Origin of the sequence: Pseudomonas sp. HMSC067G02, from assembly GCF_001813485.1 — a bacterium.
GTDB classification, from domain to species: domain Bacteria; phylum Pseudomonadota; class Gammaproteobacteria; order Pseudomonadales; family Pseudomonadaceae; genus Pseudomonas; species Pseudomonas aeruginosa.
Genome location: NZ_KV812697.1, coordinates 238,829 through 256,628 on the forward strand (window position 1 = coordinate 238,829; position 17,800 = coordinate 256,628).

A 17,800-nucleotide genomic window follows, 5' to 3' on the forward strand; every position below is an offset into this window, starting at 1 on the left:
ACAACAAGAAGGACGCCAACCGTGAATTTCCCGCACCTGTTCAGCCCCCTGGAAATCCGGGGCAAACGCCTGAAAAACCGCATCATGTCGAGCGGCCACGACACGTCGATGCCTACCGACAACCTGGTCAACGAGCCACTCGTCGCCTATCACCGCGCCCGGGCCCGCGGCGGCGCCGGACTGATCGTCATGCAGGTGGCGGGGGTCCACGACAGCGCGCGCTACACCTCGCACGTGCTGATGGCTACCGACGATGCCTGCATCCCCGGCTACCGGCGGGTCGCCGAGGCCTGCCACGCCGAAGGCTGCGTGGTGCTGTCGCAGATCTTCCATCCCGGGCGCGAGATCATGGAGTCCGCCGACGGCCTGCTGGCGGTGGCCTATTCCGCCTCGGCCTCGCCCAACGAACGGTTCCGGGTGATGCCGCGCGAACTCGACCAGCCGCTGATCGACGAGATCGTCGCCGGCTACGCCGCCGCCGCGCGCCGCCTGCACCAGGCAGGGCTGGACGGGGTGGAGGTGGTCGCCAGCCATGGCTACCTGCCGGCGCAATTCCTCAACCCGCGGGTGAACCGCCGCACGGATGGCTACAACGGCGACCTCGATGCCCGCCTGCGTTTCCTCCGCGAAGTGCTGGCGGCGGTGCGCGCGGCCACCTCCGAGGACTTCATCGTCGGCCTGCGCCTGTCCGCCGACGAGCGCGACCCCGAGGGTCTCAGCGAAAGCGAGTCGCTGCAGGCGGCCGAGGCGGTCCAGGGCGAGCTGGACTACCTGCACATCGTCGCCGGCACTTCGGCCTCCCTCGGCGGCGCCATCCATATCGTCCCGCCGATGGCCATCGAGCCGGCCTACCTGGCCCGCGAAGCCGGTACCTTCAAGGCGCGCCTGGCGATCCCGCTGTTCGTCACCGGGCGCATCAACCAGCCCCAGGAGGCCGAGGCCATCCTCGCCCGAGGCCAGGCCGACGTCTGCGGCATGACCCGCGCGCTGATCTGCGACCCGCAGATGCCGAACAAGGCCGAGGCCGGGCGCAGCGACGACGTGCGCGCCTGCATCGCCTGCAACCAGGCCTGCATCGGACATTTCCACCGAGGCTATCCGATCTCCTGCATCCAGCACCCGGAAACCGGCCGCGAGCTGACCTACGCAACGCCCAATCCGGCCTCGCGGCGCAAGCGCGTGCTGGTCGCCGGCGGCGGCCCGGCGGGGATGAAGGCGGCGGCGGTGGCGGCACAGCGCGGCCACGAGGTAGTGCTCTGCGAGGCCGGCGCCCAGCTCGGCGGCCAGGTCAACCTGGCGCAACTGCTGCCGCGCCGCGCCGAATTCGGCGGCGCCTCCACCAACCTGCAACGGGAGATGCAACTGGCCGGCGTCGAGGTACGCCGCAACACGCCGGTCGACCGCGCGCTGGTGGAGCGCGAGCGGCCGGACCTGGTGATCGTCGCTACCGGCGCCGAACCCTACTGGCCGCCTTTCGAGCGCGGCGGCGAGCTGCAGGTGGTGGATGCCTGGCAGGTGCTGCGCGGCGAGGTGCGGGTCGGTCGTTCGGTGCTGGTCACCGACTGGCGGGGCGACTGGATCGGCCCCGGTATCGCGGAAAATCTTGTACGCGAGGGCCACCAGGTGCGCCTGGCGGTGAACGGCACCCACTGCGGCGAGAGCCTGCCGCTGTACGTGCGCGACCAGTTGGCCGGCGAGCTGCACCGCCTGGGTATCCCGGTCACGCCCTACGCCCGCCTGTACGGCTGCGACGATACCACGGTGTACATGCAGCACAGCGCCAGCGGCGAGGCGATGCTGTTCGAGGAGGTCGATACCCTGGTGCTATGCCAGGGCCACCAGCCGGTGGACCGACTGGCCGACAGCCTGCACGGCCTGGCGGAGGTGCTGCGGATCGGCGACTGCCTGGCCCCCCGCACCGCCGAGGAGGCGATCTACGAAGGGCTCAAGGCCGCCTGGAGCATCTGAGCGGCGCGGCCGCGGCTCCCTCGACGGGTCCCGGCCCAGCCCCTAGAATGCCGCAAACGCAGCCAGGACCCCGCCGCATGCCCCGCCCGTCACCGCCGGACGCCACCGACACGCCGCGCAGCGAAACGCACTTCCTCGGCACCCGCATCCGCGGCCTGCGCAAGCGCCGCGGCCTGACCCTGGCCGAGCTGGCCGCACAGAGCGAACTCACCGCCGGCTACATCAGCCAACTGGAACGCAACCTGGCATATCCGTCGATTCCGGCGCTGTTCAACATCGCCCGCAGCCTCGGCGTGACCATCCAGTGGTTCTTCGCCAGCGAGGCCGCGGTGGACCCGGCGGACGCCGGCTACGTGGTGCGGCGCAACACGCGCATGAGCGTGCATTACGAAGACGGCATCATCGACGAACTGCTCACCCCGCAGCCCAGCCGCCAGTTGGAGATCCTCCACTCGCGTTTCCCGCCGGGCACCTACAGCCAGCAGAGCTACAGCCATGAGGGCGAGGAAGCCGGCTACATCCTCAGCGGAATCTTCGAACTCTGGGTCGGCGACCGCCATTTCCAGCTCCGCGAGGGCGACAGCTTCAGCTACTCCAGCCAGGAACCGCATCGCTACGGCAACCCAGGCGACAGCGATACCCTGGTGCTCTGGGTGATCACCCCGCCGACGTTCTGAAACGCCCTGTCGCGATGCAGGGCCAGGGGAGGGCCGACGGGGCGGGCGCTACCCGCCGCGCTCGAGCAACCGCGCCAACCCCGCCAGCAGCCGCTCCAGGGCGCCCTGGTTGTTGCGCAGCACCTTCTCTCCGGCAGTGGCCATGGCCGTCGCGACCTCCGGCTGCGCCCACAGGCGCGTGAGGCCGTCGCACAGCTCGCCGGCATCCGTCACCTCGAGCAGCGCCCCGGCGTCGCGCAATTGCGCGGCGATGTCGAGGAAGTTGAACAGGTGCGGACCGGCGAACACCGGCTTGCCCAGGGCCGCCGGCTCCAGCAGGTTGTGCCCGCCGTTGGGCACCAGGCTGCCGCCGACGAAAGCGATGTCGGCCAGGGCATAGAGGAACAGCAGCTCGCCCATGGTATCGCCGAGCAGCACCTGGGTCGCGCGTGCCACCGGCTCGCCGCCGGAGCGCCGGACCGTGGCGAAGCCTTCGCGGCGGCATAGCTCGTGGACGCCGGCGAAGCGTTCCGGATGGCGCGGCACCAGGATCAGCAACGCGTCGGGACGCGTTTCCAGCAGGCGCCGGTGGGCTGCCAGGACGATCTCGTCCTCGCCGGCATGGGTGCTGGCGGCGATCCACAGCGGTCGCGCCGTCGCGTCCCATTCCTCGCGCAGGGCGGCAGCGGCCAGCGGCAGCTGCGGGTCGATGCGCAGGTCGAACTTGATCGAGCCGGTCACGCTGACGCACTCAGGACGCGCGCCGAGACGACGGAAGCGCTCGGCCTCGGCCTCGGTCTGCACGGCGATCCAGGACAGCTCGGCGAGCATCGGCCGGGTCAGCCCAGCGAAGCGCGCGTAGCCACGCGCCGAGCGCTCGGACAGGCGCGCATTGGCCAGCGCCACCGGGATCCCGCGCGCGGCACAGGCATGGATATGGTTGGGCCACAGCTCGGTTTCCATGATCACCGCCAGGCGCGGCCGCACCCGGTCGAGGAAGCGCGCCGCCGCCCAGGGCAGGTCGTAGGGCAGATAGCAGTGCCGGACCTGCTCGCCGAACAATGCGCGGATGCGCTCCGAGCCGGTCGGGGTCATGCAGGTGACGGTGACCGGCAGCTGCGGATGGCGCTCCAGCAGCGCCCGCACCATCGGCGCGGCGGCGATGCTCTCGCCCACCGAGACGGCGTGCACCCAGATGCCGCCGGGCGGCACCTCGGGCAAGGACAGGGAAAAACGCTCGCCGATGCGCTTGGCATAGGCCGGCGCCTGGCGCGCGCGCCACCACAGGCGCAACGCCACCAGCGGCAAGCCGAGGTGGAACAGCAGGGTATAGAGGGTACGGTTCATGGGCGCGCAGCTTAGCAAAACTCCCGCCGACCGGCTCAGCCGATGGCGCGCAGGTGGCGGGTGAAGGTTTCGCCGAGCCAGGCCGCCGCCGGGCCGAGCACCTCGTTGCGCCGCCAGACCAGTTCGACCACCAGCGACGGCGGCGTCCAGTCGCTGGTCAGCTCCACCATCAGCCGATCGTAGGTGGGGTACTGCACCACGTGCCGCGGCAGCCAGGCCCAGCCGAGGTTGCGCATCAGCAACTCGGCCATGGAATAGAAGCTGTCCAGCCGCCACACCTGCGGGCTGATCTGCTCGCCGCCCGGATAGCCGCTCTGCTGGGGCACGATCAAAAGTTGCCGGTGCTGTGCCAGCTCGCGGCGACTGACCCGTTGCAGCCCGGCCAGCGGGTGGCCGGCGCCGCACACCGTGACCATCTCGACGCTGCCGAGGCGCCGCCGCTCCAGCGACTCAGGCATGCGCTCATGGTGGAACAGCAGGCCGAGGTCAGCCTGCTCCTCGAGCAAACGACGGGTCACGTCGCCCTGGCCGCCGCTGGACACCTGCACCTCCAGACTGGGAAAGCGCTGCGCCAGCGCTTCCAGGCTGTCCAGCACCGGCTGGTAAGGCATCGCCTCGTCCTGGGCCAGGCGCAGCCGCGGCTCCTCGCCGCGCGCCAGGCCCAGCGCGCGCCCCTGCAGGCGCTCGCACTGGCGCAGCACCTCGCGCGCCTCCGCCAGCAGCACCCGGCCCTCGTCGGTCAGGCGCGGCTGGCGTCCGCTGCTGCGTTCGAACAGGGTGACGCCGAGGTCCGCCTCCAGCAGCGCGATGCCGTTGCTCACCGCCGATTGCACCCGCTTCAGTTCGCGGGCGGCGGCAGAGAACGACTGGCGCTCGGCGACGCTGACGAACAGGCGGATCTGCTCCAGGTTCCACTGCATAACCTATCTCCAATACAGATAGGTAACGACTTTATCCCATCCGCCGGCTCCCTAGAATGGCCGCAGTTTCCGGAGGACGCCGCCATGACCAATTATCTCTACCTCGCCATCGCCATCGCCGCCGAAGTGGTCGCCACCACCTCGCTGAAAGCCGTCGCCGGATTCAGCAAGCCACTGCCGCTGCTGCTGGTGGTGGGCGGCTACGTGCTCGCCTTCAGCATGCTCGTGCTGGTCATGCGCACCCTGCCGGTCGGCGTGGTCTACGCCATCTGGTCCGGGCTCGGCATCGTCCTGGTCAGCCTGGTGGCGATGTTCGTCTACGGCCAGCGCCTGGACCCCGCAGCCCTCCTCGGTATCGGCCTGATCATCGCCGGCGTGCTGGTGATCCAGTTGTTCTCCCGCGCTTCGGGGCACTGAACGACCGTCGCGGGCGCAGGTTGTATACTGCGCCCTTTCCGTTCCCGATAAGGCAGCCCCATGCCCCAAGCCCTTTCCACCGACATCCTCATCGTTGGCGGCGGTATCGCCGGCCTCTGGCTGAACGCCCGCTTGCGCCGGGCCGGCTACGCCACCGTGCTGGTGGAAAGCGCCAGCCTCGGCGGCGGACAGAGCGTGAAGTCGCAGGGGATCATCCACGGCGGCGCCAAGTACGCCCTGCATGGCGCCCTGACCGGCGCCTCCGAAGCCATCGCCGACATGCCGCGGCGCTGGCGCGCCTGTCTCGGCAGCGACGGCGAACTCGACCTGCGGGGCGTACGCCTGCTTTCCGAGGCGCACTACCTGTGGTCGCCGGGCGGCCTGGCCGGCAGCCTTACCAGCTTCTTCGCCAGCAAGGCGGTGCGCAGCCGGGTCGAGCAGGCCAAGGGCGAGGATTTGCCTCCGGCGCTGCGCGACAAGGGGTTCAAGGGCAAGGCCTACCGCCTCACGGAAATCGTCTTCGACGTCCCCGACCTGATTCGCCGCCTGGCGGAACTGGCCGGCGACAGCCTGCTCGCCGGCGAGCGCATCGAACCGCTGCGCGAAGGCCGGGAACTGGCCGGCCTGTGCGTCGACGGCCGGGAGATCCGTGCACAGCGCGTGGTGCTCAGCGCCGGTGCCGGCAACGAGGCGCTGCTCCGCGAACTGGGCCTGGAACAACCGGCCATGCAGCGGCGGCCGCTGCACATGGTGATGGTCAAGGCGGCGACCCTGAAACCGCTGTACGCCCACTGCCTGGGGGCCGGGCCGAAGCCACGGATCACCGTGACCACCCATCCGACCCGCGACGGCCAGTCGGTCTGGTACCTCGGCGGCGACATCGCCGAAGCCGATGGCGTGGCCCGCGACGAAGCCGCGCAGATCGCCGAAGCACGCCGCGAACTGGCAAAGCTGCTGCCCTGGATCGACCTCGGCCAGGCGCAGTGGGCCACCTTGCGGGTGGATCGCGCCGAGCCGGCACAGTCCAACCTGTTGCGCCCGGACAACGCCTTCCTCGCCGAACAGGGACGCCTGCTGGTCGGCTGGCCGACCAAGCTGGCGCTGGCCCCTGACTTCGCCGACCGGGTCTGCGCCCGCCTGGAAGAAGACGGCATCCGCCCCAGCGAACATGCCGCGCTGCCGCAACTGCCGCGTCCGCCGCTCGCCGAACCGGCCTGGGAGGTAGCCTTCGCATGATCAGGGATACCCTCCACGACCTGCACCGCCCGCTGGGCGACACCGGCCTGGCCGTTTCGCCCCTGGGCCTGGGCACCGTCAAGTTCGGCCGCGACCAGGGAGTGAAGTACCCTTCCGGCTTCACCATCCCCGACGACCGCGAAGCCGCCGACCTGCTGGCCCTGGCCCGCGACCTCGGCATCAACCTGATCGACACCGCCCCGGCCTACGGCCGCAGCGAGGAACGCCTCGGCCCGCTGCTGCGCGGCCAGCGCGAGCATTGGGTGATCGTCAGCAAGGTCGGCGAAGAGTTCGTCGACGGCCAGTCAGTCTTCGACTTCTCCGCCACGCATACCCGGCGCTCCGTCGAACGCAGCCTGAAGCGCCTGGAGACCGAGCGGATCGAGCTGGTGCTGGTGCATTCCGATGGCAACGACCTGGATATCCTCGAGAACAGCGAGGTCTACCCGACTCTCGCCGCGCTCAAGCGCGAGGGCCTGATCGGCGCCTACGGACTCTCCGGCAAGACCGTCGAAGGTGGCCTGCGCGCCCTGCGCGAGGGCGATTGCGCGATGGTCACCTACAACCTGAACGAGCGCGCCGAGCGCCCGGTCATCGAGTACGCCGCGGCCCATGCCAAGGGCATCCTGGTGAAGAAGGCGCTGGCCAGCGGGCATGCCTGCCTGGGCGCCGGACAGGACCCGGTGCGCGCCAGCTTCGAACTGGTCTTCGACCAGCCGGGCGTCGCCGCCGCCATCGTCGGCACCATCAATCCGCTGCACCTGGCCCATAATGTCGCGATGGCCGCGCAAGCCCTGAAAAAGGCCTGAACCATACATCGGCTGCAACATCCGCGGGTTGACACCCGCGGTGCATTCCGCTGCCATGTTCCTCCCGAACGAGCCGTATCCTGCCTGCCGCCCTCGCCTCCGGTGGCCGGTGCATCGAACGTGAGCCTCCGTCCCGCCCCGGCGCGATGACCCGACAAGGAGCCCCGTATGCCCCGTATGCTCGCCCGCAAGGATCCGTCCGCCTTCAAGACCCTGCCGCTGCTGGTGGAGGCCTCCCCGGACGGGCTGGTCTACCAGGCCCTCGGCCTGCCGCTGAACTTCCAGCAGATGCTCGTCCGCCGCCGCCGCATGGAGGTAGCCGACCCGCAGCGCTTCGTCGCCGAGCTGGCCAACCTGGGGGTCTCGGTGCGCTTGACCCTGAACTGGCAGGGCCGCGACTACTGGGTGCTGGTCCGTCAGCGCCGGCTGGACCGCGGCGATACCGTGCTCAAGCTGATCTCCGGCTACGTACCGGCCCACGAACTGAACCTGCCGCTGCTCACGGCGATCCAGGAAGTCGCCGAGGAATGCCTGGTGGAGACCGCCGGCGGCTGGCTCGGCGGGCGCTTCGGCGACACCTGGCTGCCGACGCCCTACCAGGGTTCGCTGCGCTACCGGGAGAACAGCCACTTCGTCCTCACCCCGCTGTCCGGCGCCGCCCGTCCGGTGCAAGCCGGCAGCCTGCGCTTGCTGGAGCGCCCACGCGCCTACGTACACCTGCCCACGGCCTCGCTGCAACTGGTCTACGACATGCGCCTGGAGCTGCCGCGCGATGCGCGCGAGCCGAGCCTCTACCATGTCGACGAGCGGCTCGAGAGCGGTCCGCTGGTGGCGCGCCTGGACCGTCGGCGCCCCGATCTCTACCTGCTGCCGCTGGACCAGGGGCGCCCCACCGGCGACCTGTTCACCCTGCGCAAGGGCCAGTTGCGCCCTGCGGCCACCCGCGGCCTGTGGTTGGCCGAGAGCTTTGCCGTACAGGACGGCTGGCTGGTGCATGAGGAACGCATCCGTTTCCGCGACTGGCTGGCACTGTGGCCATCCAGCAACGGCGACCAGGCCGGCGGTGGGCGCGACCGCGCCAGCGCCTGAACCGGGCGGGCTTTGCCGCCCTTTCTACTTCAACTGGCTGGAAGACTTGCCGAGCAGGCGGCGAGCGACGATGAGCAGCTGGATCTGCTGGGTGCCCTCGAAGATGTCGAGGATCTTCGAGTCCCGCGCCCACTTCTCCAACAGCTCATCCTCGGCGTAGCCGAGGGCGCCAGCCAGCTCCACGCACTTCAGGGTGATCTCGTTGGCCACCCGTCCAGCCTTGGCCTTGGCGATGGACGCTTCCTTCGAGTTGGGCAGCTTGTTGTCGGCCATCCATGCCGCCTTCAAGGTCAACAGGCGCGCTGCCTCCCACTCCGCCTCCAGGCGATAGAGAGTGGCCTCGGCGTGGCTGACGGTGAGCAGCGGTTTCCTGTAGTCGAACTTGCAGCCAGCCTTCTTCAGCAATTCGCGGGTCCGGTCCAGCGCCGCCTTGGCCACCCCGACGGCCATGCCGGCCACCAGCGGGCGGGTATTGTCGAAGGTCTCCATGACCCCGGCGAAACCCTTCTGCACGTCGACCTCGGCGTTGCCCAGCAGGTTCGCGGCCGGCACCCGGCAATCATTGAAACTGATCGAAGCGGTATCCGAAGCCTTGATCCCGAGCTTCTTCTCCAGGCGCGTCACGGTCATCCCCGGCGTGCCCTTCTCGACCACGAAGGACTTGATCGCCGCCCGCCCCAGGTTGCGGTTCAGGGTGGCCCAGACCACCACGGCATCGGCCCGCTCGCCGGAAGTGACGAAAATCTTCTCGCCGTTCAGTACATAGTGGTCGCCATCCTGGGTCGCGGTGGTGCGAATCGCCGCCGAGTCCGAGCCGCAGCCCGGCTCGGTGATCGCCATCGCCGCCCAGGTGCCGCCGAAGCGCTGCAACTGCTCCTCGTTGGCCACCGCGGCGATCGCCGCGTTGCCCAGCCCCTGGCGCGGCATGGCCAGGAGCAGGCCGACGTCGCCCCAGCACAGTTCCATCACGCCGAGCAATGCCGACAGGTTGCCGCCATTCTTGATGCCCTCCTCTACCTGCTTGCCGGCGCGCTTGCTCGCCGAGGTCGCGCCGACAGCCTCGGGCGAGCCGCTGTTCATGCCGTCCAGCAAGGCCGCGAGCAGGTCCAGCTCCTTCGGATAGGCGTGTTCGGCCTTGTCGTACTTGCGCGAGATCGGCCGGAAATAGTTTTCCGCGACCTGATGCGCCTGGTTGGACAGGCTGCGGAATTTCTTCGGGGTTTCCAGGTACATGTCGATTCCTCGTTCACTCGTCGCGGCGGACCGCGCACTCGCTCGGGTTCACAGGTGCAGGCCGCCGGCCATCAGCGCTACCGCGCGCAGGTCGCGGTACCAGCGCTCGGCCGGATGCTCCTTGGTGAAGCCGTGGCCGCCGAGCAGTTGCACGGCGTCGGTGCCGATCTTCATCGCCTTCTCGGCGCACAGCAGACGCGCCAGGTAAGCCTCGCGCTGGAACGGCTGGCCGCGCTCGGCCAGGGCGCAGGCGCGCCAGACCATCAGGCGCATGGCGTCCAGTTCGATGGCGATGTCGGCGACCATGAAGGCGACCCCCTGGCGATGGCTGATCGGCTCGCCGAAGGCCTCGCGCTCGTTGCAGTAGGCGATCACGTAGTCCAGCGCCGCCTGCCCGGTGCCCAGCGCCAGGGCACACCAGGCCAGGGCCGCGTGATCGAGGAAGGCCCGGTAGTCGAAATGCTCGGCGGCCAGGCGGTTGTCCGCCGGCACCCTGACGCTCTTCAGGCGCAACCGGGCGGTGCCGCCGGCCTTCAGTCCCATCGCCGGCTCGGCACGTCGCTCGACGCCCTTGGCGGAGGCTTCCACCAGGAACAGCGCAGGCCCCTCGTCGGTCTTCGCCGCGACGATCAGGCGGCTGGCCTCCAGGCCGCGCAGGACCAGGCATTTCTCTCCGAAAAGCAGGTAGTGACTGCCCTTGCGCCGGGCGCGGGTCGCCAGTTTCTGCGGGTCGAACAGCAGACTCGGCTCGTTGACCGCGATGGCGGTGAGCGGCGCCCCCTCTTCGCTGACGAACGCCGGCAGCCACTGCGCCTGCTGCGAGGGGCTGCCCCAGCGGCGGATGCAGTTGGCCGCCGACAACGGCACCAGCAGGGCCGCCGCCAGCGACAGGTCGCCCTTGGCCAGGGCCTCGGCGATAAGGGCAGTGGTCACCGTGGTGCGCTCACCGGCCATGCCGCCGTGCACCTCGCCGACCCCATAGTGGGTCAGGCCCAGCTCCAGCGCCTGGTTGAGCAGTTCCGCCGGCAGGCTGGCCTCGGCATCCGCGTCATGAGCCAGCGGACGCAACACCTCCAGGGCGAAGCCTTCGAGCATGTCCACCAGCATCTGCTGGTCGTCGGAGAACGACAGGTCGAACAACCCGTCCGGATCGGCCTTGCGCGGTCCCTTCGCCTGCTTCGCCGAACGCTCGCTGGCCAGGCGGAAGCCGGTACGGCTGCCGCTGTAGAGCAGTTTCTCGAAGGGTTTGCGAAGATTGAAGCGATCCGGCCAGTCGGCCTGGGCGACACGGTTCAGTACAGCCAGGGCACGGCCCTGTACATCGGTGCTCATGGGCATCTTGCTCCACGCAGGATGGGATGCCCGGATCATGCGCCGCCGCATGGGCAGCGCCTATGACCGTCTCGCCGAAGGGAGTTGTCAGGCCAGCCAGTCATCCGCCAGGGGCGACCGGCCGGGGAAAGGCTCAGCCTTTCTGGCGGATTTTCTCGACGATGGCGGTGGTGGAGCTGTTCTCCACCAAGCCGAGCACCCGTACCTCGCCGCCGTAGGCCTTGACGATCTGCGCGCCGACCACCTGCTCGACGCCGTAATCGCCGCCCTTGACCAGCACGTCCGGACGCACCTGCTCGAGCAGGCGCTCGGGAGTGTCTTCAGCGAAGCTCACCACCCAGTCCACCGCGCCGAGCCCGGCGAGTACCGCCATACGCCGGTCCACCGAGTTGATCGGCCGGCCAACGCCCTTCAGGCGAGTGACCGAGGCGTCGTCGTTGACCCCGACGATCAGGCGGTCGCCCTGGGCGCGCGCCTGTTCGAGGTAGGTCACGTGGCCGGCGTGAAGGATGTCGAAGCAGCCATTGGTGAAGACGATCTTCTCACCGTGGGCGCGGGCGTCTTCGATTGCCAGCAGCAGTTGCTCCAGGCCCAGCACGCCACGCTCGGAACCCTGCTCGCGCTGCACCGCGCGACGCAGTTCGGGCGCGCTGATCGCCGCGGTACCCAGCTTGCCGACCACGATGCCGGCGGCCAGGTTGGCCAGGCCCACCGCGGACGGCAGCTCCTCGCCGGCGGCAAGCGCCGCGGCCAGGGTGGAGATGACCGTATCGCCGGCACCGGTGACGTCGAACACTTCCCGCGCCCGCGCCGGCAGGTGCAGGGCCGGCTGGCCATGGCGGAGCAGGGTCATGCCATGCTCGCCGCGGGTCACCAGCAAGGCGCCGAGGTCGAGTTCGCTCATCAGCGCCTGGCCCTTGGCGACCAGTTCGGCTTCGTCGGCGCAACGGCCGACGATGGTCTCGAATTCGGACAGGTTCGGGGTGATCAGGCTGGCGCCGCGATAGATGGCGAAGTCCTTGCCCTTGGGATCGGCCAGTACCGGAATGTTGCGCGCCCGCGCCGCCTGGATCAGCACCTGGTGGTTCTGTAGCGCGCCCTTGCCGTAGTCGGACAGCACCAGCACCTTGACCTTGGCCAGCAGCGACTCGACGTCCACGGCCAGGGCCGCCGCGTCGGTGCGGAACGGTTCCTCGAAGTCGACCCGCAGCAATTGCTGGTGACGACTCATGACCCGCAGCTTGACGATGGTCGGCTGGCTATCGATGCGCTGGAAGCGCGCGTCCACTCCAGCGGCCTTGAGGCTGTTGGCCAGGCTGTCGGCGGCCTCGTCGCGGCCGGTGACGCCGACCAGCAAGGCCTGTGCGCCCAGCGCGGCGATGTTCAGCGCGACGTTGGCGGCGCCGCCGGGGCGGTCCTCGTGCTGTTCGACGCGGACCACCGGCACCGGGGCCTCCGGCGAAATGCGCGAAGTCGCGCCATGCCAGTAGCGGTCAAGCATCACATCACCGACCACCAACACCGGGGCCTGGTCGAAACGGGGCATGGACAACTTCATGGGAACTCCAAACAACCTCTCGGGGCAGACGCCCAGTTTATCAGCCGACAGGCGCCGGCGCCTGCTCATCCAGTCCCATCGCGTGCAGCCGCGCATAGTGGCCGTTCTGCGCCAGCAGCTCGGCGTGGCTGCCGCGCTCGACGATCTGCCCCTGGTCCATCACCAGGATCAGGTCGGCCTTCTCGATGGTCGACAGGCGGTGGGCGATCACCAGGGTGGTGCGCCCTTTCATCACTTCGTCCAGCGCCGCCTGGATATGCCGCTCCGACTCGGTGTCCAGCGCCGAGGTCGCCTCGTCGAGGATCAGCAGGGGCGCGTCCTTGAGCAGCGCCCGGGCGATCGCCAGACGCTGGCGCTGGCCGCCGGAAAGCAGCACGCCATTCTCGCCGACCTCGGTGTCGAAGCCTTGCGGCAGGTTGTCGATGAATTCCTTGGCGTTGGCAGCCTTCGCCGCCCGCTCGATTTCCTCGCGCGGCGCGCCAGCCAGGTCGCCGTAGGCGATGTTGTTGGCCACGCTGTCGTTGAACAGCGTGACCTGCTGGGTCACCAGGGCGATGTGGCGGCGCAGGTTACGCAGGCGATAATCCTCGACCTCAACGCCATCAAGCATGATCTTGCCGTCATTGTGCTGATAAAAGCGCGGAACCAGGTTGGCTAGGGTCGACTTGCCGCTACCGGAACGGCCGACCAGGGCGATCATCTGCCCGGGTTCGGCGACGAAACTGATGTCATCCAGCACCTGCTTGTCGGTTCCGGGATAACGGAAGCTCAGGTTGCGCACTTCCAGGCGCCCGCTGACCCGCTCCTTCTCGACGCTCCCCTGGTCTTCCTCCGCCGCTTCGTCGAGCTGCTCGAAGATGCTCTCGGCGCCGGCGACGCCGCGCTGGATCGTGGAACTGACCTCGGAAAGCTGGCGGATCGGTTTGGGCAAAAGGCCCGCCGCGGTGATATAGGCCACCAGGTCGCCGGCCGAGGCGTCCCCGCGCAGCCACAGCACGAGGAACATCAGTATCGCCATGGCGACGTAGATCACCAATTGCAGCATCGGCGTGTAGACCGCGCCGGTCTTGGTCATCCGCAACTGCTTGTCGGTATTGCTCTGGCTGGCGTCGTGGAAGCGCTTCTCTTCATAGGCTTCGCCGCCGAAGCTGCGCACCACCCGGTAGCCCTGGATAGTTTCCGAGGCGACGTGGGTGACGTCGCCCATGGCCACCTGGATCTTCTTGCTCTGCTTGCGGAACTTGCGGCTGGCAGTAGTCACCATCACCGCGATGACCGGCAGGATCGCCAGCATCACCAGGGTCAGCTTCCAGTTCATCCACAGCAGGTAGAGGAACAGGAAGACCACGGTCAGGCCTTCACGGATCACCACCTTGATGGCATCCGTGGCCGCTCCGGTAACCATGGTCACGTTGAAGGTGATGCGCGAGATCAGGTGGCCGGAGCTGTGCGTGTCGAAATAGCGGTTCGGCAGCACCAGCAGCTTGTTGAACAGGGCGACCCGCAGGTCATGCACCAGCCCCAGGGAAACCTTGGCCAGGAAGAAGTTGCCGAGGAACGAGCCCAGCCCCTGCCAGGCAGCGATCAGGATGATCAGCAACGGCACCGCGTAGACCAGGTGCAGGTCGCGCAACCAGGGCCACTGCACATTCGGAAACAATGCCGCGTCAGGATTGGAGAGGCCGTCGACGAAATACTTGAGGATGCCCGCCAGCATCGGCTGGGTCGACGCGAAGATCAGGAAACCGACGATGCTGAGTAGGAACATTCCGATGTAGGGCTTCACGTAGCCCAACAGGCGGAAATAGATCTTGAGACTGGAAGGTCCGGGATTCTGAGGACTATCGCTCATGGTTTCTTACATGCTGAAAAGGTCCCGGAGTGTAGCACAGGACCTCCATCACTCTGCCTGGAAGGCGTGTTGGGGTAAGATGGCGGGCCGTTCGTTCAGGAGCTCGCATGCGAGTCATAGACTACCCCTCCTACTTGCAGTTGCGTGACAACGCAGAAGTGCTGGAAGCCGATGGTCATGGGGACAAGGTACTGCGTCTGCGCGACGGGTCCTTCCTCAAGCTGTTTCGCCGCAAGCGCCTGATTTCCTCCGCAGCCCTGTTCCCCTATGCGGAGCGCTTCGCCCGCAATGCCAGCGAACTGGCGCGGCGCGGCATCGTCTGCCCGAAGGTGCTGGACGTACTGCGGATCCCACATATCCAGCGCGACGCAGTGCACTACGAGCCGCTACCGGGGCAGACCCTCCGCCAACTCGACCGCAACGACCCGGAGTGCGGCGACGCAGTCCGGACGCAACTGGGCGAGCTGATCGCCGCGCTGCACGCCAAGGGGGTGTACTTCCGCTCGCTGCACCTGGGCAACGTGGTGCGCACGCCGGAAGGCCGGATGGGCCTGATCGACATCGCCGACCTGCGGGTCCAGCGCTCGGCGCTCAGCGCCGCCCAGCGCATTCGCAATTTCAAGCACCTGCTGCGCTACGAACAGGATCGAACCTGGTTCCTCGACGACAGCGAGCACCTGGTGCTCAAGGCCTATCTCCGCAGCAGCCAGGTCCACTGGACACTCGAGCAGCTCCTCAAGCAACTGCAACTGGATTGAGCAAGGAATGTTCGCAGCTACCCGACTGACCCGTCTCCGCCACGATACCAGCCGCATCCTCAGCCACTGGATCCTGCCGCTGGGCTGGCTGGCCCTGCTCACCGGAATGTTCTGGGTCGGCGACCGCTCCGACTACCATCGCCTTTTCTATATCCTCCTGGCGGCACCGACGCTACTGTACGTGATACTGCAACCGCGTCTGCTTCGCCCGCTAACGGGCTCGCCGCTGTTCATCGCCTTCCTCGCCTTCAGCAGCTACATGATGCTGAGCCTGTCCTGGTCGGCCCCGGAGAACTCCACCGGCTCGCTGCTCAAGCGCCCCCTGTACATCGCTCTCCTATTCTTCTGCGCCGCCATCCTGGCGCTCGAGGCCCCCCTCCGCCTCAAGACCGCGACCTGGCTGGCAGCCCTTGGCGCGGTGATCTCCGCGGCAGCCACCTTGCTGCAATACTACTGGGACGCCAACCCGCTGCGCCTTACCGGTTATGGCGCTCTCTATAACCCATTACTGAGTGCCCATGTCTATGGCGCCTTCACGGCATTCTGGCTGGCTTATTGGATGCAGTCGCGCCCTATCCTGGCCCCCTTGCCACTGATTTCCCTGGCGCTGCTCGGTGGCCTTCTCATCGCGACCGGTTCGCGTACTCCCCTGGTAGGGCTCACAGCAGCCCTTATGTGGCTGGTCCTGGCCGGAGACAGGAAAAAGGCCCTCATCGCCCTGGCACTCGCTCTGGCTGGAGCGCTACTGGGCTACATCCTGTACCCGGAAGTGATCACCCAGAGAGGGGCATCGTTTCGCCCGGAAATCTGGGCCGACGCCCTACGCCAGATCGGCGAGCATCCATGGCTCGGACACGGCTACGATCATCCGATGCGAATCGTCCTGAGCAACGGCATGCTGCTCGCCGACCCGCACAACATCGAACTGGGTGTGCTTTTCGCTGGAGGGATCATCGGGCTCCTGCTGTGGGTGGCGATCTACGCCCTGGCCTTCGCCTTCTCCTGGAAAAACCGGAAGTCTCCAGCCGTTCTGCTAGCCTCGACCTGGCTGGTGTTCGGCCTGGCAGCCGGACTCACGGAGGGCAACGCCTTCCTGCCCCGTCCCAAGGAACACTGGTTCCTGATCTGGATTCCCATGGCGCTGCTGTATGCGCTGTGGATCCAGCAAAGGTTCGCCGCCAGCAGGCGCGGTGAAGATATCGCCGCGCCTTGAGCGCGGCGGTATCAGCGGTCAGGAGAAGAACAGCCGCGCAATGCCGCGGAAGGTCTTCTCGTTCCAGTACTTCAGCGGTAAGCCGGAGAGCAGCTCCCGGGCCAGCACCTTGTCCCGGTTCGAGCACTTGAGGAACATCGAATTGCGGAAGCGCATGATCACCTGCTCGTAATCGGGGTGATCGCTGAACTGGCTGTACGTCTTGAATACGTTGTCCACCATGAAACGGGCGTTCTTGTACGTATTGGTGGGATGCTTGCGGTACTGGGCGAGGACCTCGCCAAGAATATCGATGACGTAGCCAGCCTTGGTTACCGCCAGTTCGATGTAGACATCTTCCAGGCGTATGTCCGGATCGAAACCGCCGACCTTCTCCAGGGCTTCCCGCCGGAACATCAGGGTGGGCGCCATCGGGCCCGGCTTGCGGTCCAGGAACAGGTCATCGAAGTCGAGGCGGCGGAAAGGCAGGTCGCGTTTGCGCTGCTCCTTACCCGGCATGACCCGGCCATTGGAGTCGATGATCTCGATATTGCCCGCGCAGATACCTACCTCGGGCTTGTCCCACATGTGTGCCACCTGTTTCTCCAGGCGTTGCGGCAACATGATGTCGTCCGACCCGAAAGGCACGATGAGATTTCCCCGTGCCCTGGCGATCGCCTCGTTGAGCGTTTTCGACAGTCCCTGGTTCTGCTGGACCCTGAGGTCGAAGCCGTACTTCGCCTGGAGCCCGTGCAAAAGCTCGACGCTGCCATCGCTGGAACCATCGTCCACCACCAGCAGTTCCACGTTGCGGTACGTCTGCGCAGCCACGCTGGCGATGCTCGCTTCTATGTACTTTTCGTGGTTATAGGAAGCGATGATCACGGAAACCAATGGCTGCGAACCATCATCGACGAGCGTCATAACTACAACCTTACCTGTCCTTCACGTCCCCATTCAAAGCGCCAGACATGCATGAGCGATCCTGCGATCTTCATCGGTCCTACACCTCCCCCCAGCCCGGAAAAACAAGCTGAACAATAGCAAACACGCCTGAAGCCCCAGCTCTTTTCGGCTGCTACTCTCAGGTAAAAATACGTCGCCAGGTCTTCTCCAGCCATCCGGGACGCTCCGGCTCGCGCAACGCGGGCCGCATGGCCTCGACGATACTCTGACCGACAGCGGCGAAGCTGAATCGTTCGATGGCCAGCGCCTGGCCGCTTCGCGCGATCCGCTCGGCGAGGGCCGTATCGAGGCGCAGGATCGCGAGCTTTTCCTGGATGTCCGCCACCGAGCGATACAGCACGATATTCTCCATGTCCCGGAAACCCAAGGCCTCGTTTTCCCGCTCGCCCTGGTCGTAGGCCAGCAGTACGCAACCGCAGGCCATCGCCTCGAAATTCTGGGTATACGGATTTAATGGTTGATGGGGC

General features: G+C 67.3%; 16 protein-coding genes. 8 read left to right on the forward strand and 8 right to left on the reverse strand.

The features are described 5' to 3' along the window. Window positions 1–21 precede the first annotated feature (21 nt). Complete coding sequence (locus tag HMPREF2914_RS20085; RefSeq protein ID WP_003135648.1) at window positions 22–1,968, forward strand: oxidoreductase; 1,947 nt, start codon at window positions 22–24, stop codon at window positions 1,966–1,968. A 77-nt stretch (window positions 1,969–2,045) separates the two neighbouring features. Continuing rightward, window positions 2,046–2,645, forward strand: coding sequence for a helix-turn-helix domain-containing protein (locus tag HMPREF2914_RS20090; RefSeq protein WP_003095727.1), 600 nt, complete (start codon window positions 2,046–2,048; stop codon window positions 2,643–2,645). Between the two features lie 48 nt (window positions 2,646–2,693). Here the strand turns inward: HMPREF2914_RS20090 and waaA are convergent, their stop codons facing one another. Together waaA and HMPREF2914_RS20100 are read right to left on the reverse strand one after the other, a co-directional pair. Continuing rightward, entirely contained in the window at window positions 2,694–3,971 is a 1,278-nt protein-coding gene (gene waaA, locus HMPREF2914_RS20095; RefSeq protein WP_015503758.1) for a lipid IV(A) 3-deoxy-D-manno-octulosonic acid transferase, read from the reverse strand. A 35-nt stretch (window positions 3,972–4,006) separates the two neighbouring features. Continuing rightward, complete coding sequence (locus HMPREF2914_RS20100; RefSeq protein ID WP_003109888.1) at window positions 4,007–4,891, reverse strand: LysR family transcriptional regulator; 885 nt, start codon at window positions 4,889–4,891, stop codon at window positions 4,007–4,009. A gap of 84 nt (window positions 4,892–4,975) precedes the next feature. On the opposite strand from HMPREF2914_RS20100, the gene HMPREF2914_RS20105 reads away from it, so the two are divergent. From HMPREF2914_RS20105 to HMPREF2914_RS20120, 4 genes are all read left to right on the forward strand, one after another. Beyond that, window positions 4,976–5,308, forward strand: coding sequence for a DMT family transporter (locus HMPREF2914_RS20105; RefSeq protein WP_003095735.1), 333 nt, complete (start codon window positions 4,976–4,978; stop codon window positions 5,306–5,308). Between the two features lie 60 nt (window positions 5,309–5,368). Further along, window positions 5,369–6,544, forward strand: coding sequence for an NAD(P)/FAD-dependent oxidoreductase (locus tag HMPREF2914_RS20110; protein ID WP_003109889.1), 1,176 nt, complete (start codon window positions 5,369–5,371; stop codon window positions 6,542–6,544). Further along, a complete protein-coding gene (locus HMPREF2914_RS20115) occupies window positions 6,541–7,353 on the forward strand; it encodes an aldo/keto reductase (protein ID WP_003095738.1) in 813 nt (270 codons plus the stop codon). Before HMPREF2914_RS20110 ends, HMPREF2914_RS20115 begins: the two co-directional genes overlap by 4 nt. Before the next feature lie 168 nt (window positions 7,354–7,521). Further along, window positions 7,522–8,442, forward strand: a complete 921-nt coding sequence (locus tag HMPREF2914_RS20120) for a hypothetical protein (RefSeq protein ID WP_003114542.1) — start codon at window positions 7,522–7,524, stop codon at window positions 8,440–8,442. Window positions 8,443–8,466: 24 nt separating this feature from the next. Here the strand turns inward: HMPREF2914_RS20120 and HMPREF2914_RS20125 are convergent, their stop codons facing one another. The 4 genes from HMPREF2914_RS20125 to msbA form a co-directional block, all read right to left on the reverse strand. Further along, window positions 8,467–9,675 (reverse strand): acyl-CoA dehydrogenase family protein, encoded by a 1,209-nt coding sequence (locus HMPREF2914_RS20125; protein ID WP_023092692.1) that lies wholly within the window; start codon window positions 9,673–9,675, stop codon window positions 8,467–8,469. Window positions 9,676–9,723: 48 nt separating this feature from the next. Then, window positions 9,724–11,013 (reverse strand): acyl-CoA dehydrogenase family protein, encoded by a 1,290-nt coding sequence (locus tag HMPREF2914_RS20130; protein ID WP_031277280.1) that lies wholly within the window; start codon window positions 11,011–11,013, stop codon window positions 9,724–9,726. A gap of 127 nt (window positions 11,014–11,140) precedes the next feature. Continuing rightward, window positions 11,141–12,565 (reverse strand): bifunctional D-glycero-beta-D-manno-heptose-7-phosphate kinase/D-glycero-beta-D-manno-heptose 1-phosphate adenylyltransferase HldE, encoded by a 1,425-nt coding sequence (gene hldE, locus HMPREF2914_RS20135; RefSeq protein ID WP_003095747.1) that lies wholly within the window; start codon window positions 12,563–12,565, stop codon window positions 11,141–11,143. 40 nt (window positions 12,566–12,605) lie between these two features. Then, window positions 12,606–14,417 (reverse strand): lipid A export permease/ATP-binding protein MsbA, encoded by a 1,812-nt coding sequence (gene msbA / locus HMPREF2914_RS20140; protein WP_023092694.1) that lies wholly within the window; start codon window positions 14,415–14,417, stop codon window positions 12,606–12,608. 107 nt (window positions 14,418–14,524) lie between these two features. On the opposite strand from msbA, the gene HMPREF2914_RS20145 reads away from it, so the two are divergent. Next, complete coding sequence (locus HMPREF2914_RS20145; protein ID WP_003114545.1) at window positions 14,525–15,175, forward strand: BUD32 family EKC/KEOPS complex subunit; 651 nt, start codon at window positions 14,525–14,527, stop codon at window positions 15,173–15,175. A 7-nt stretch (window positions 15,176–15,182) separates the two neighbouring features. Then, a complete protein-coding gene (gene waaL / locus HMPREF2914_RS20150; RefSeq protein WP_023092695.1) occupies window positions 15,183–16,388 on the forward strand; it encodes an O-antigen ligase WaaL in 1,206 nt (401 codons plus the stop codon). An 18-nt stretch (window positions 16,389–16,406) separates the two neighbouring features. On the opposite strand, the gene wapR is transcribed toward waaL, so the two are convergent. Both wapR and HMPREF2914_RS20160 read right to left on the reverse strand, forming a co-directional pair. Continuing rightward, the gene (wapR, locus tag HMPREF2914_RS20155) at window positions 16,407–17,291 is read right to left on the reverse strand and encodes an alpha-1,3-rhamnosyltransferase (RefSeq protein ID WP_003141745.1); all 885 of its coding nucleotides are present in this window, start codon (window positions 17,289–17,291) and stop codon (window positions 16,407–16,409) included. 160 nt (window positions 17,292–17,451) lie between these two features. Continuing rightward, on the reverse strand, window positions 17,452–17,800 hold a 349-nt coding region (locus HMPREF2914_RS20160), incomplete at its 5' end, for a glycosyltransferase (RefSeq protein ID WP_139148220.1).